The sequence below is a fragment of the Leclercia sp. AS011 genome (genome assembly GCF_037152535.1).
Classification (GTDB): domain Bacteria; phylum Pseudomonadota; class Gammaproteobacteria; order Enterobacterales; family Enterobacteriaceae; genus Enterobacter.
Map to the genome: position 1 here is coordinate 142,180 of NZ_JBBCMA010000004.1, position 12,701 is coordinate 154,880.

General features: G+C 56.8%; 15 protein-coding genes and 1 other RNA gene. 7 read left to right on the forward strand and 9 right to left on the reverse strand.

The genetic code is table 11. The features are described from left to right. Positions 1-19: 19 nt before the first annotated feature. Positions 20-1,591 carry a galactarate dehydratase gene (garD, locus tag WFO70_RS16795; protein WP_337017669.1) on the reverse strand — a complete coding sequence of 524 codons (1,572 nt, stop codon included), beginning with the start codon at positions 1,589-1,591 and terminating at the stop codon, positions 20-22. 415 nt (positions 1,592-2,006) lie between these two features. On the opposite strand from garD, the gene garP reads away from it, so the two are divergent. The 6 genes from garP to WFO70_RS16825 all read left to right on the forward strand — a co-directional run bounded on the left by garP (position 2,007) and on the right by WFO70_RS16825 (position 7,225). Further along, a complete protein-coding gene (gene garP, locus WFO70_RS16800) occupies positions 2,007-3,341 on the forward strand; it encodes a galactarate/glucarate/glycerate transporter GarP (RefSeq protein WP_337017671.1) in 1,335 nt (444 codons plus the stop codon). Positions 3,342-3,356: 15 nt separating this feature from the next. Beyond that, the gene (gene garL, locus WFO70_RS16805) at positions 3,357-4,127 is read left to right on the forward strand and encodes a 2-dehydro-3-deoxyglucarate aldolase (protein ID WP_337017673.1); all 771 of its coding nucleotides are present in this window, start codon (positions 3,357-3,359) and stop codon (positions 4,125-4,127) included. A gap of 24 nt (positions 4,128-4,151) precedes the next feature. After that, entirely contained in the window at positions 4,152-5,042 is an 891-nt protein-coding gene (gene garR / locus WFO70_RS16810; protein WP_337017676.1) for a 2-hydroxy-3-oxopropionate reductase, read from the forward strand. 60 nt (positions 5,043-5,102) lie between these two features. Beyond that, positions 5,103-6,248: a glycerate 2-kinase gene (gene garK, locus WFO70_RS16815; protein WP_337017678.1), complete on the forward strand. Its 1,146-nt coding sequence runs from the start codon at positions 5,103-5,105 to the stop codon at positions 6,246-6,248. Positions 6,249-6,280: 32 nt separating this feature from the next. Further along, an RNA gene (gene rnpB / locus WFO70_RS16820) (RNase P RNA component class A) lies at positions 6,281-6,658 on the forward strand. A gap of 156 nt (positions 6,659-6,814) precedes the next feature. Beyond that, a complete protein-coding gene (locus WFO70_RS16825) occupies positions 6,815-7,225 on the forward strand; it encodes a Spy/CpxP family protein refolding chaperone (protein ID WP_337017680.1) in 411 nt (136 codons plus the stop codon). A gap of 49 nt (positions 7,226-7,274) precedes the next feature. On the opposite strand, the gene WFO70_RS16830 is transcribed toward WFO70_RS16825, so the two are convergent. Then, positions 7,275-7,976, reverse strand: a complete 702-nt coding sequence (locus WFO70_RS16830) for a pirin family protein (RefSeq protein ID WP_337017682.1) — start codon at positions 7,974-7,976, stop codon at positions 7,275-7,277. Positions 7,977-8,080: 104 nt separating this feature from the next. Between WFO70_RS16830 and WFO70_RS16835 the strand changes: the two genes are divergently transcribed. Then, positions 8,081-8,977, forward strand: coding sequence for a LysR family transcriptional regulator (locus WFO70_RS16835; RefSeq protein WP_106994774.1), 897 nt, complete (start codon positions 8,081-8,083; stop codon positions 8,975-8,977). A gap of 39 nt (positions 8,978-9,016) precedes the next feature. On the opposite strand, the gene WFO70_RS16840 is transcribed toward WFO70_RS16835, so the two are convergent. The 7 genes from WFO70_RS16840 to WFO70_RS16870 all read right to left on the reverse strand — a co-directional run bounded on the left by WFO70_RS16840 (position 9,017) and on the right by WFO70_RS16870 (position 12,571). After that, entirely contained in the window at positions 9,017-9,382 is a 366-nt protein-coding gene (locus WFO70_RS16840; protein ID WP_337017685.1) for a DUF805 domain-containing protein, read from the reverse strand. Between the two features lie 107 nt (positions 9,383-9,489). Continuing rightward, the gene (locus WFO70_RS16845) at positions 9,490-10,476 is read right to left on the reverse strand and encodes a glutathione S-transferase family protein (RefSeq protein ID WP_337017686.1); all 987 of its coding nucleotides are present in this window, start codon (positions 10,474-10,476) and stop codon (positions 9,490-9,492) included. Between the two features lie 65 nt (positions 10,477-10,541). After that, complete coding sequence (locus WFO70_RS16850; RefSeq protein WP_337017687.1) at positions 10,542-10,934, reverse strand: DoxX family protein; 393 nt, start codon at positions 10,932-10,934, stop codon at positions 10,542-10,544. Positions 10,935-11,155: 221 nt separating this feature from the next. Continuing rightward, complete coding sequence (locus WFO70_RS16855; RefSeq protein ID WP_337017689.1) at positions 11,156-11,470, reverse strand: YqjK-like family protein; 315 nt, start codon at positions 11,468-11,470, stop codon at positions 11,156-11,158. Then, a complete protein-coding gene (locus WFO70_RS16860) occupies positions 11,467-11,865 on the reverse strand; it encodes a phage holin family protein (RefSeq protein ID WP_337017690.1) in 399 nt (132 codons plus the stop codon). The genes WFO70_RS16855 and WFO70_RS16860 overlap by 4 nt, the downstream gene beginning before the upstream one ends. A 2-nt stretch (positions 11,866-11,867) precedes the next feature. Beyond that, positions 11,868-12,173 carry a DUF883 family protein gene (locus WFO70_RS16865; RefSeq protein ID WP_337017692.1) on the reverse strand — a complete coding sequence of 102 codons (306 nt, stop codon included), beginning with the start codon at positions 12,171-12,173 and terminating at the stop codon, positions 11,868-11,870. A 29-nt stretch (positions 12,174-12,202) separates the two neighbouring features. Further along, positions 12,203-12,571 carry a DUF1090 domain-containing protein gene (locus WFO70_RS16870; RefSeq protein ID WP_337017693.1) on the reverse strand — a complete coding sequence of 123 codons (369 nt, stop codon included), beginning with the start codon at positions 12,569-12,571 and terminating at the stop codon, positions 12,203-12,205. Between the last annotated feature and the right edge of the window lie 130 nt (positions 12,572-12,701).

Below are 12,701 nucleotides of genomic sequence, written 5' to 3' on the forward strand. Positions count from 1 at the left end.
AAGGAGGTTTACTGCAAACTCAGGTCACAGGTGCCGGGTTAAAGACCGCCAGCTGATTGTGAAGTCCCCACTGATCGGAGAAGGTTTTCTTGCGGCCGCTGGCCACGTCGAGAATAAAGTGGAACAGCTTCCAGCCCACGTCCTCAATGCTCTCTTCGCCGGTGGCGATGGTGCCCGCGTTGATATCCATCAGGTCGAACCAACGGTTAGCCAGCTCGGTGCGGGTCGCCATTTTAATCACCGGAACCGCCATCAGACCGTACGGGGTGCCGCGTCCGGTGGTGAATACCTGGACGGTGATCCCGGAGGCCACCTGCTGGGTGCCGCAGACGAAATCGCTGGCCGGTGTGGCGGCATAGATCAGGCCGCGTTTGGTTGGACGCTGGCCCGGGGAGAGCACCTCGACAATGGCGCTCTGGCCCGATTTGGCGATCGACCCGAGGGCTTTTTCCACCACGTTCGCCAGGCCGCCTTTCTTGTTGCCCGGAGAGGGGTTAGCGCTGCGGTCAGTCTTGCCCATGTCGAGATAGTTATCGTACCAGGCCATCTCTTCCAGCAGGCGCTTGCCCACCTCTTCGTTGATGGCGCGCGGGGTGAGCAGGTGGATCGCATCACGCACTTCGGTCACTTCGGAAAACATCACCGTGGCACCGCAGCGCACCAGCAGATCGGAGGCATAGCCCACCGCCGGGTTAGCGGTCACGCCGGAGAAGGCGTCGCTGCCGCCGCACTGCATCCCCACCACCAGCTCAGAAGCCGGGCAGGTTTCACGCTTGCGCTGGTTCAGTTTTGCCAGATGGCGCTCGGCAACCTGCAGAATGTCATCGACCATAGAACGGAAGCCGACGTGCTGTTCATCCTGCAGACGCACGATGCTGGCGCTATCGACAGGAATGGCCTGCGTATCTTCCGTACCTTGCAGCAGTTTCTCTGGTACCAGTTTTTCGCAGCCAAGGCCAACGACCATCACTTCGCCGCCGAAGTTCGGGTTCAGGGCGATATTGTGGATAGTACGGATCGGCACAATCGCCGCCGGGGCATTGATTGCCACGCCGCAGCCGTACAGGTGGTTCAGCCCCACCACGCCGTCAACGTTCGGGTACTTCGGCAGCAGATCGCGCTCGATGATCTTCACCACGAAGTCGACCACCCCTGCTACGCAGTGCACGCTGGTGCTGATGCCGAGCAGGTTTTTGGTGCCGACGCTGCCGTCCGGATTGCGGAAGCCTTCGAAGGTATAGCCTTCCAGGGCTGGCATAGGTTCCGGAACGCGGGTTGCCAGCGGCAGGGTATTCAGCGGCGGTGCTTCCGGCAGGGCCACCAGCGATTCGTCAATCCAGCTACCCTGCGGGATCGCCCGCACGGCATAGCCAATGACTTCGCCGTAACGCACGATTTCGCCCTGCGCCGGGATATCGACCAGCGCCACTTTATGGCCCTGTGGAATATGCTCAATCAGTTCGAGCCCATCCGGGAAACGTGTTCCGGCTTTTAACCCCTGATCGTTAACAATAATTGCCACGTTATCGGTGTCGTGCACCTTAATATAAAACGCGCCCGGCGACGTTTGTCGAATTTCAATGTCGGCCATTGTCCAGTATTCTCCAGCGAGTGGGGGGTAATTAATGGGTAAAAGAGTACGTCTATTTTCTTGTTATCGGAAATAAAGACTCTGCTCAGTGGAATAAAGAATGTCAGGCGCGCGGAATTAAAAATGTGATGGCGATCACTCATTTTTGACCTTAGCCTGCGCATAAGGGGGGCAATCGCAAAATCTGTGCATCAGCGCCCAGGGTGTTGTGCATATGCTCAAAATAATATTCGTAACACCCGCCATAATTGAGCGGTTCTACAATGCGCGTGGCAGGGCGGTTGATTATACTCATTAACGATTTCATGGTATCGGATTATTTATCCGTATTGACCTGCCATTACTGAAATAATCAGGAATGCCTCTTTCTTAAAACAATAAAAATAATTTCATTGATGTGCCAGAGGAAATAAAAATGTTGCTGGATACTACCGTTGAAACAAAAAAGGTTGTCCCTACCCGTTATTTAATATTACTTATTATCTTTATTGTTACCGCCGTCAATTACGCTGACCGCGCCACGCTCTCCATTGCCGGTACGGAAGTCGCCAAAGAGCTGCAGTTGAGCGCGGTGTCGATGGGGTACATCTTCTCCGCCTTCGGCTGGGCCTATCTGCTGATGCAGATCCCCGGCGGCTGGTTGCTCGACAAGTTCGGTTCGAAAAAGGTGTATACGTATAGCCTGTTCTTCTGGTCACTGTTCACTTTTATGCAGGGGTTTGTCGATTTCTTCCCGCTGGCATGGGCGGGCATCTCGATGTTCTTTATGCGCTTTATGCTCGGCTTTTCCGAGGCACCCTCCTTCCCGGCTAACGCCCGTATCGTGGCAGCCTGGTTCCCGACCAAAGAGCGCGGCACGGCATCAGCGATCTTTAACGCGGCGCAATATTTCTCGCTGGCGCTGTTCTCTCCGCTGCTCGGCTGGCTGACCTTCGCCTGGGGCTGGGAACATGTCTTTACCGTAATGGGCGTTATCGGCTTTGTGCTGACCGGCCTGTGGGTGAAGCTGATTCACAACCCAACCGACCATCCGCGCATGACTGCCGAAGAGCTGAAGTTTATTAAGGACGGCGGCGCAGTGGTCGACATGGACCATAAAAAGCCGGGCGATAAAGCGGCCAGCGGTCCGAAGCTGCATTACATCAAACAGTTGTTGTCCAACCGCATGATGCTGGGCGTATTTTTCGGGCAATACTTTATCAACACCATCACCTGGTTCTTCCTCACCTGGTTCCCGATCTATCTGGTGCAGGAGAAGGGGATGTCGATCCTGAAAGTGGGTCTGGTGGCCTCCATTCCGGCGCTGTGCGGTTTTGCTGGTGGCGTGCTGGGCGGGGTGTTCTCGGATCATCTGATTAAGCAAGGCAAGTCGATTACCCTGGCGCGTAAGCTGCCGATTGTACTGGGTATGCTGCTGGCCTCCTCAATCATTCTGTGCAACTACACCAACAACACCGCGCTGGTGGTGGCTCTGATGGCGCTGGCCTTCTTCGGTAAAGGGTTTGGTGCCCTCGGCTGGCCGGTGATTTCCGATACCGCACCCAAAGAGATTGTTGGGCTGTGCGGGGGTGTGTTTAACGTCTTTGGCAACGTAGCGTCAATCGTCACTCCGCTGGTGATTGGCTATCTGGTCAGTGAACTGCATTCGTTCAACGCGGCGCTGCTGTTCGTCGGATGTTCCGCGCTGATGGCGATGTTCTGCTACCTGTTCGTAGTGGGTGACATCAAACGTATGGAATTGCAGAAATAAGCAAAGGTATAAGCGATGAGTAACGATATTTTCCCGAACAAATTTAAAGCGGCCCTCGCGGCACATCAGATTCAGATCGGCTGCTGGTCCGCGCTGGCAAGCCCTATCAGCACCGAAGTGCTGGGTCTGGCCGGTTTTGACTGGCTGGTGCTGGACGGCGAACATGCGCCGAACGATATCAGCACCTTTATCCCGCAGCTGATGGCACTGAAAGGCAGCCACAGCGCGCCGGTGGTGCGTGTCCCGACCAATGAGCCGGTGATCATCAAGCGCCTGCTGGATATCGGCTTCTACAACTTCCTGATCCCGTTTGTGGAAAACGTCGAAGAGGCGGTGCAGGCCGTGGCCTCCACCCGCTATCCGCCAGAAGGCATTCGCGGCGTGTCCGTTTCTCACCGCGCCAACATGTTTGGCACCGTGCCGGACTACCTGGCCCAGTCGAACAAGAACATCACCATCCTGGTGCAGATTGAGAGCCAGCAGGGCGTGGACAACGTCGATGCCATCGCCGCCACCGACGGCGTGGACGGCATCTTCGTTGGCCCAAGCGACCTGGCGGCCGCCTTCGGTCACCTGGGGAATGCGAATCACCCGGAAGTCCAGCGCGCCATTCAGCACATCTTTGCCCGCGCCAAAGCGCACGGTAAGCCGTCCGGCATCCTGGCACCGGTTGAAGCCGATGCCCGCCGTTACCTTGAGTGGGGCGCGACCTTTGTGGCCGTTGGTAGCGACCTCGGCGTGTTCCGTTCCGCCACGCAGAAATTAGCGGATTCCTTTAAAAAATAACCACCCCTGAGAGAGAGAAACGTTATGACACTGAAAGTTGGTTTTATTGGCCTGGGTATCATGGGTAAACCAATGAGTAAAAACCTCATCAAAGCAGGTTACTCACTGGTGGTTGCAGACCGTAACCCGGAAGCCATTGCCGAAGTGATTGCCGCTGGCGCAGAAACCGCGGCTACGGCAAAGGCGATTGCTGAGCAGTGCGATGTGATCATCACTATGCTGCCAAACTCCCCGCACGTGAAAGAGGTGGCGCTGGGCGAAGGCGGCATTCTTGAAGGAGCCAAACCGGGCACCGTGCTGATCGACATGAGCTCCATCGCCCCGCTGGCCAGCCGTGAAATCAGCGAAGCCCTGAAAGCAAAAGGCATCGACATGCTGGATGCGCCGGTGAGCGGCGGCGAACCGAAAGCCATCGACGGCACCCTCTCGGTGATGGTCGGCGGTGACAAGGCAATTTTCGACAAGTATTACGATCTGCTGAAAGCGATGGCTGGCTCCGTGGTGCATACCGGTGAGATTGGTGCAGGTAACGTCACCAAACTGGCAAACCAGGTGATTGTAGCCCTGAACATCGCCGCGATGTCCGAAGCCCTGACTCTGGCGACCAAAGCGGGCGTTAACCCGGATCTGGTGTATCAGGCGATCCGCGGCGGCCTGGCGGGCAGCACCGTGCTGGATGCCAAAGCGCCGATGGTGATGGATCGTAACTTCAAGCCAGGCTTCCGTATCGATCTGCACATCAAGGATCTGGCCAACGCCCTGGACACGTCTCACGGTGTGGGTGCCCAGCTGCCGCTGACCGCGGCGGTGATGGAGATGATGCAGGCCCTGCGTGCCGACGGACTGGGAACGGCCGACCACAGCGCCATTGCCTGCTATTACGAAAAACTGGCGAAAGTGGAAGTCTCTCGCTAACAAAGACGGGCGCGGGAACGCGCCCGCTATTTTTGCCTTAAGCGGTAACAGGCTATAACTATGAAAATCGTAATCGCCCCTGACTCTTACAAAGAAAGCCTGTCTGCCACCGAGGTAGCGCGGGCGATAGAAAAAGGCTTTCGGGAGATCTTTCCCGATGCCGAGTATGTTTCAGTTCCCGTGGCGGATGGCGGGGAAGGAACGGTTGAAGCGATGATTGCCGCCACCAACGGCACCCTGCAGCACGCGGTAGTGACGGGCCCACTGGGCGAAAGCGTTAATGCCTGCTGGGGGATTTCCGGCGATGGCGTGACGGCATTTATTGAGATGGCCGCGGCAAGCGGACTGGTACTGGTACCGCCAGCCCAGCGTAATCCCCTGATCACCACCTCCCGCGGTACCGGCGAGCTGATCCTGGCAGCACTCGATAAAGGCGCGCGTAACATCATTATTGGTATTGGCGGCAGCGCCACCAACGACGGCGGTGCCGGGATGGTACAGGCGCTGGGCGCAAAACTGACCGATGCCAACGGCACCGATATCGGCCACGGCGGCGGCAGCCTGATGGCGCTGAACAATATCGATATTTCGGCCCTCGATCCGCGCCTGAAACAGTGCGCGATCCGGGTGGCCTGCGATGTGAGCAATCCGCTGATCGGCGAGCAGGGCGCATCCCGCATCTTCGGCCCGCAGAAAGGGGCTACGGAAGCCAATATCGTCGAACTCGACAACAATCTTTCCCACTACGCCGATGTGATTAATACCGCGCTGCGTATTGATGTCAAAAATGTCCCCGGTGCAGGCGCGGCAGGCGGCATGGGGGCCGCGTTGATGGCATTCCTCGGTGCGGAGCTGAAAAGCGGCATCGAAATTGTCACCCAGGCGCTGAATCTCGAAGAGCATATTCATGACTGCACCTGGGTAGTGACGGGTGAAGGGCGTCTGGACAGTCAAAGTATTCACGGCAAAGTGCCGGTGGGCGTGGCGCGCGTCGCCAGCAAGTACCATAAACCGGTGATCGGCATTGCCGGCAGCCTGACCAGTGACGTCGGCATTGTGCACCAGTACGGTATCGACGCGGTGTTCAGCGTCCTGACCAGCATCAGCACCCTGGAAGAGGCGTTTCGCGGCGCGTTTGACAATATTTATCGCGCCTCGCGCAATATTGCCGCCACTCTGCGGGTAGGGATGCTCACCGAAGGGTGACAGCGGGGCGCAAACCCTCTATACTGCGCGCCGAAGCTGACCAGACAGTCGCCGCTTCGTCGTCGTCCCTTTCGGGGGAGACGGGCGGAGGGGAGGAAAGTCCGGGCTCCATAGGGCAGGGTGCCAGGTAACGCCTGGGGGGGAAACCCACGACCAGTGCAACAGAGAGCAAACCGCCGATGGCCCACGCAAGTGGGATCAGGTAAGGGTGAAAGGGTGCGGTAAGAGCGCACCGCGCGGCTGGTAACAGTCCGTGGCACGGTAAACTCCACCCGGAGCAAGGCCAAATAGGGGTTCGCATGGTACGGCCCGTACTGAACCCGGGTAGGCTGCTTGAGCCAGTGAGCGATTGCTGGCCTAGATGAATGACTGTTCAACGACAGAACCCGGCTTATCGGTCAGCTTCACCTTTTCAAATAAAAAACCCGCTTCGGCGGGTTTTTTGCTTTCAGCCCCTCTGCCGACTCTTACCTGCACAATTGTTTATATACTTCATCACAGATCGACATCCGTAATTGAAAAATACTCCACGGGTTCTTCCCTGACAGATAATTAAGGATTGTGAGATGAAAAAGCTTTTCCGTATCGCGCTGATGACGGCAGCCCTGACGGGCGTGATGGGTGTGGCCCAGGCGGCAGAGGTGGCAACCGCGCCAGCGCCAACCCAGGATCCGATCGTCCAGCAGCTTAAACTCAGCAGCGAGCAGACCGCGAAGATCAAGGCCCTGCACCAGCAGCTGGAAGATAACGTCGCTAAGATCCCAACCGACAACGTAAAAAATGGCACCCTGATCAACGTGATCCAGTCAGGCAAGTGGGATGAAAAAGCGGTTAAGGAGCAGCTGGCGGCGTTCAGCCATATTGAAGAGCAGGCGCGTTACTATCGCGTGAAATATTACTTCGATGTGAGCCAGATCCTGACCCCGGAACAGCGTGCCGAGGTCCGCTCACAAATCGCTCAGGCGATGAGCGAGTAAGTTCGTAGTGGTTTGCCGGGTAAGCAGACGCCAACCCGGCAGCACCGACTCACACCGGCAAATCAATCAGCAGCGCCCGCAACGGCGTATCCGCCACCAGGGTGATATTCGCCTCGTCGCGAATAAATGCCCCATCCCCGCAGGTCAGCGCTTCCCGCTCTTCGGCTGGCGTTAACGCATGCACCGTACCGTGAATGGACTGCAGATAGGCGCGCGGACCGTGCAGCTGAAAACTCAGGCGCTCCCCTTTATCCAGCTCGATATGATGCAGCCACACCTGCTGGCGTAACTGCAGGCTACCTGCGCTGCCATCGGGCGAGGCCAGCAGCTGCTGCTTACCTTGCTGCAGATCGATCTTCTGGAGCGACGGATTCTCACGCTCCGGGCAGGCATCCAGCCACAGCTGCATCCGGGTCAGCGTCTTATCTTTGCTGAGGTTATGCTCGCTATAGCTAATGCCTGGCTGGGTGGCTATCAGCAATGCTTCACCGGCTTTCGCCTGGACATGGTTGCCCTCGCTGTCGCGATACTCTGCTTCGCCTTCAAGAATCAGGTTCAGGATATCCACTTTCGGATAGGTACGCGGCTGGAACGAGGCCCCGGGTGCGAGTACCTCCTGATTCAGTACGCGCAAAGAGGCATAGCCCAGCAGTTTCGGGTCAAAGTAGTGTCCAAAGGAAAAGGTGTAGCGGGCCTGCAGCCAACCGAAATCGGCCTGTCCGCACTGTTTTGCTGTTCTTGTCGTAATCATAAAACTGACCTCTCTTTACACTAAAACAATGGTAAAGGTATGGACGCTGCATTGTTAGCCAGATATTCTGCCCGGTATGTTCAAATTTCCTGAATGAGAACGCCATGGCTAAAGAGAGAGCATTGACCCTTGAAGCACTGCGGGTGATGGACGCGATCGACAGACGCGGTAGCTTCGCCGCAGCAGCGGATGAACTGGGGCGCGTGCCATCTGCCCTGAGCTACACCATGCAGAAGCTGGAAGAAGAGCTGGACGTAGTGCTGTTTGACCGCTCCGGTCATCGAACAAAATTCACCAACGTCGGGCGAATGCTGCTGGAGCGCGGCCGCGTGCTGCTGGAAGCGGCGGATAAACTGACCACCGACGCGGAAGCGCTGGCCCGCGGCTGGGAAACGCACCTGACGCTGGTCACCGAGGCGCTGGTGCCCACTACTGCGCTCTACCCGCTGGTGGATCGCCTGGCGGATAAAGCCAATACTCAGCTGTCGATCATTACCGAAGTACTCGCCGGAGCGTGGGAGCGCCTGGAGCAGGGGCGGGCCGATATCGTCATCGCCCCGGATATGCACTTCCGCTCCTCGTCCGAGATCAACTCCCGCAAGCTCTATAAAGTGTTGAATGTTTACGTTGCAGCGCCGGATCACCCGATCCATCAGGAGCCAGAGCCGCTGTCCGAAGTGACCCGCGTCAAGTACCGCGGCGTGGCGGTGGCGGATACCGCCCGCGAGCGCCCGGTATTAACCGTTCAGCTGCTGGATAAGCAGCCGCGTCTCACCGTCAGTACCCTGGAAGATAAGCGTCAGGCGCTGCTGGCCGGGCTGGGCGTGGCTACCATGCCGTATCCGTTTGTAGAGAAAGATATTGCCGAAGGGCGGCTGCGGGTCGTGAGCCCGGAGTACACCAGTGAAGTGGATATCATTATGGCGTGGCGTCGGGACAGCATGGGCGAAGCCAAATCCTGGTGTCTGCGCGAGATCCAGAAGCTGTTTACCCAGAAGTAATCTCCAGGCCCGGCAAGCGCAACGCTGCCGGGCAATCTGTCAGTTGTTTAGCAGGGGATCCGGCCCAAAACGGTTTTCACCCACCGTTCCGCGCTGGCAGTTGAAGATCACAATTATTATCCAGCCGATCACCGGGATCAGCACCAGCAGCAGCCACCACGCCGAGCGGTCGGTATCATGCAGTCGGCGAAACAGCACCGCCCACCCCGGCAGAAACACCAGCAGGCCATACACCGTCGTGAGGATGCCTTCGCCGCCCGCCCGCTCCCAGCCCAGCATTTTATCGATCAGCCCCAGGACGCAGATCAGAATGAAGTTCACCAGGGTGAACATCCAGAACTCTTTGCGCCGGGCGCGCCCTTTAAACCCAATATAATTCCGCAGTACTTTTAGATACCAGTCCATCTGTTTTGGCCTCAGTAGCAATTAATCATTTGTTTTCTAAGGGTTCAAATAAAGCATAGACGGGAATAAAAGAGGGGTAAAGGGCGCCAGAAAAGCGCCCCTGAGGCTTAGTCGAAGCGCGCGTCGCGGCCGTGCGGTTCAGTCAGATCCTGCCACGGGCCAATGGAGATAATGCCCGTCGGATTGATGGTTTTATGGCTGCGGTAATAGTGGTTACGGATGTGATCAAAATCGACCGTCTCCGCGATCCCCGGCATCTGATAGATGTCGCGCAGGAAACCGTACAGATTGAGGTAATCGCTGATCCGGCGTTTGTCGCACTTAAAGTGGGTCACATATACCGGGTCAAAGCGCACCAGAGTGGTCCACAGGCGAATGTCGGCTTCGGTCAGTTGATTGCTGGTCAGATAGCGGTGCTGGCCCAGGATCTGCTCCAGACGCTCCAGCGAGGCAAAGACGTTGGTCACGGCTTCGTCATAGGCTTCCTGGCTGGTGGCAAACCCGGCTTTATAGACGCCGTTATTGACATTGTCGTAGATCCAGCTATTCAGGTCATCAATCTTATCGCGCAGCGCTGGCGGATAATAATCCCCCGCCCGGGCACCGTGCGCGTCAAAAGCGGTATTCAGCATGCGGATGATTTCCGCCGATTCATTGCTGACGATGGTCTGATTCTTTTTGTCCCACAGTACCGGGACGGTGACCCGGCCGGTGTAGTGCGGATCGGCACGCAGGTAGAGCTGATAGAGAAAATCGTGGTGATAGAGGGAATCGCCGGTGGCCGCCGGGAAATCATTGCCGAAGGTCCAGCCATTCTCCAGCATCAACGGATGCACCACCGAAACGGGGATCAATGACTCCAGCCCCTTCAGGGCGCGGACCATCAGCGTGCGGTGTGCCCAGGGGCAGGCAAGGGAGACATAGAGATGATAACGATCTTTCTCTGCTGCAAAGCCGCCTTCGCCGCTCGGGCCAGGCGCGCCGTCGGCGGTGAGCCAGTTACGGAAGGCGGAAGCGGAGCGCTTAAAGCGTCCTCCGGTGGATTTGGTGTCATACCAGGTATCCTGCCAGACGCCGTCTACGAGTTGTCCCATCTTTTCCTCCTTAGATAGCAAAAGCGAGGAGATATCTCCTCGCTTTTTGATTCAGTATAGCGTGCTTACCACTTCTTATTCAGAACGCGGTCGATGCTGTATGCACCCGGACCGGTGATGGCCAGCAGCAGGTAACCGCCTGCGATGGTCAGGTTTTTCATGAACATCAGCGAGTTGACGCCTTCCGCAAAGTTGCTGTGGAACAGGAACGCGGTCAGCAGGGTGAAGCCTGCGGTGAACAGCGCCGTGGTGCGGGTCAGGAAACCGAACAGGATGGCCAGACCGCCGCCAAACTCAAGCAGAATGGTCAGCGGCAGCAGGAACCCCGGAACGCCCATCGCTTCCATGTACTGCTGCGTACCGGCGTAACCACCGATTTTGCCCCAGCCTGCGGTAATAAACAGGATTGGCATCAGGATACGCGCAACCAGTACACCAACATCTTCTAATTTTTTCATCTTACTCTCCAGGGAACCACTTGGGCTGTAAATACTCTTTAGTGTGCAAAATCGGGCGGATGCCGCGGTCTCGCTGTCGATGGAGAGAATCATAAACGGGGTGAATGGCGAATGTTAGCAAGGAAAACTGTCAATCTTTTTCAAAGATATTGAGCAAGGCGAGGCGGCACAAAAAAGTAAAGCGCCAGAAGGCGCTTTACCGGGTGAGGCAGAGGGTAACGTCAGCGTGCGTCGTATTTGCGTAGCTGCTGCTGATTAAGCGTCGATTTCACCAGCCTCCAGGCGCTCCAGATACCGAAACCACGGCGCGCCCAGCGGACCAGCCTGTTCGGATGGCGGACTGCCCGCACCGCCAGAATGCTGCTTCCCACCAGCGCCCAGGCGCGGAGGTTGAGGAGGGCATTCCAGCCACGATCGTAAGCGTGAGTTACCTCCAGCCAGTCACGGCTGCTCGCTGACAGATCAAGGCGTTGCTGCTGGATCTTGCTCAGCAAAAAGGCCTTTTCTCGCTGACGTTCTGCACTGCTTCTGCTCACTTTTTCTCATCCTCCAGCAATGACCGATCGTTAGCCAGTTCCTTACGGGTATGATGGAGAAGGGTAGAGTTACGCACTTTGCGCATCGTCCAGATCCCCCCTATCAGAGCGGCGAGCAGCAGCACAGCAGTCGTGGCGATCATCGCGTTGAGGCGATACTGCGGATCGATTGCCCAGATAATCAATACCATCAGGCTCATCAGGCCAAAAGCGGCGAAGAGCATGGTCAACCCCAACATCAGTAGCAGCTGGAAGATATTGGCTTTCTCTTCTTCCAGTTCAACCACCGCCAGCCGGATACGCGTCTCCGCGATCCCGACGAGAGTGGTCAAAATCCGCTGTCCGATACCGAGGACGTTTTTTGCGGGCCCTTGTGGTTGACGTGAATCTTCCATAATTAACGTCGCGTCAGGAGCATGCCGATGACGACGCCAACCGCAGCACCGATACCTACCCCGGCCCACGGATTTTCGCGTACGTACTCGTCGGCGCGCGCGGCGGCTTCACGGGTCTGTTTCGCCAGCACATCGCTGGTTTCGCCCAGACGGTAGCGGCTCTCATGCAGGGCCTGCTCCGCTTTATGGCGCAGTTTACTCAGCTCTTCTTTCGACTTACTGCTCGAGGAGCTCAGCACCTCTTCCAGGGTATCCGCCAGGGACTTCAGTTCAGCGCGTAAATGGTCTGACGTAGTATCTTTTGACATGATTCTCTCCTGTTAAGATGTCCATTAAATCAGTAATCGCGAGACTCCAGCGCTTTCAGCTCGTTCTGCGCCTCCAGCAGTTTCTGCTCGCGTTTAGTAATCTTATCCGCATCGCCTTTCTCTTTTGCCTCCGCCAGATCCTGGCGACGCTCAGCAATCTCCTCTTTCTGATCGGCAATCTTGCGCTGGTGATCGGCGCGCAGCTTGCTGTCTGAACAGTTAGCTTTAACTTCGCTAAGGGCCTTCTGCAGCCCATTGATTCGACTTTGATTGTTATGCTTTTCAGCGTAACTGATCTCGCGTTGGATGTCCTTTTCCTTCTCCTGACACAGAGAAGACGCGAATGATGCTGCGCTTAAAGAAAAAAGGGCGAGGCCCAGGGCGATGCGGTAATTCATTATGAAAACCTTCCATTGTTTTTCGACATACCCAACGGGAATATCGACTTCCAGAGTTGTGCGGAGTACGTGTGGGAGGTGCTCCGCGTACTTAAGCATAGTAAGTAAACGGCGATATCACCAAAGTGAG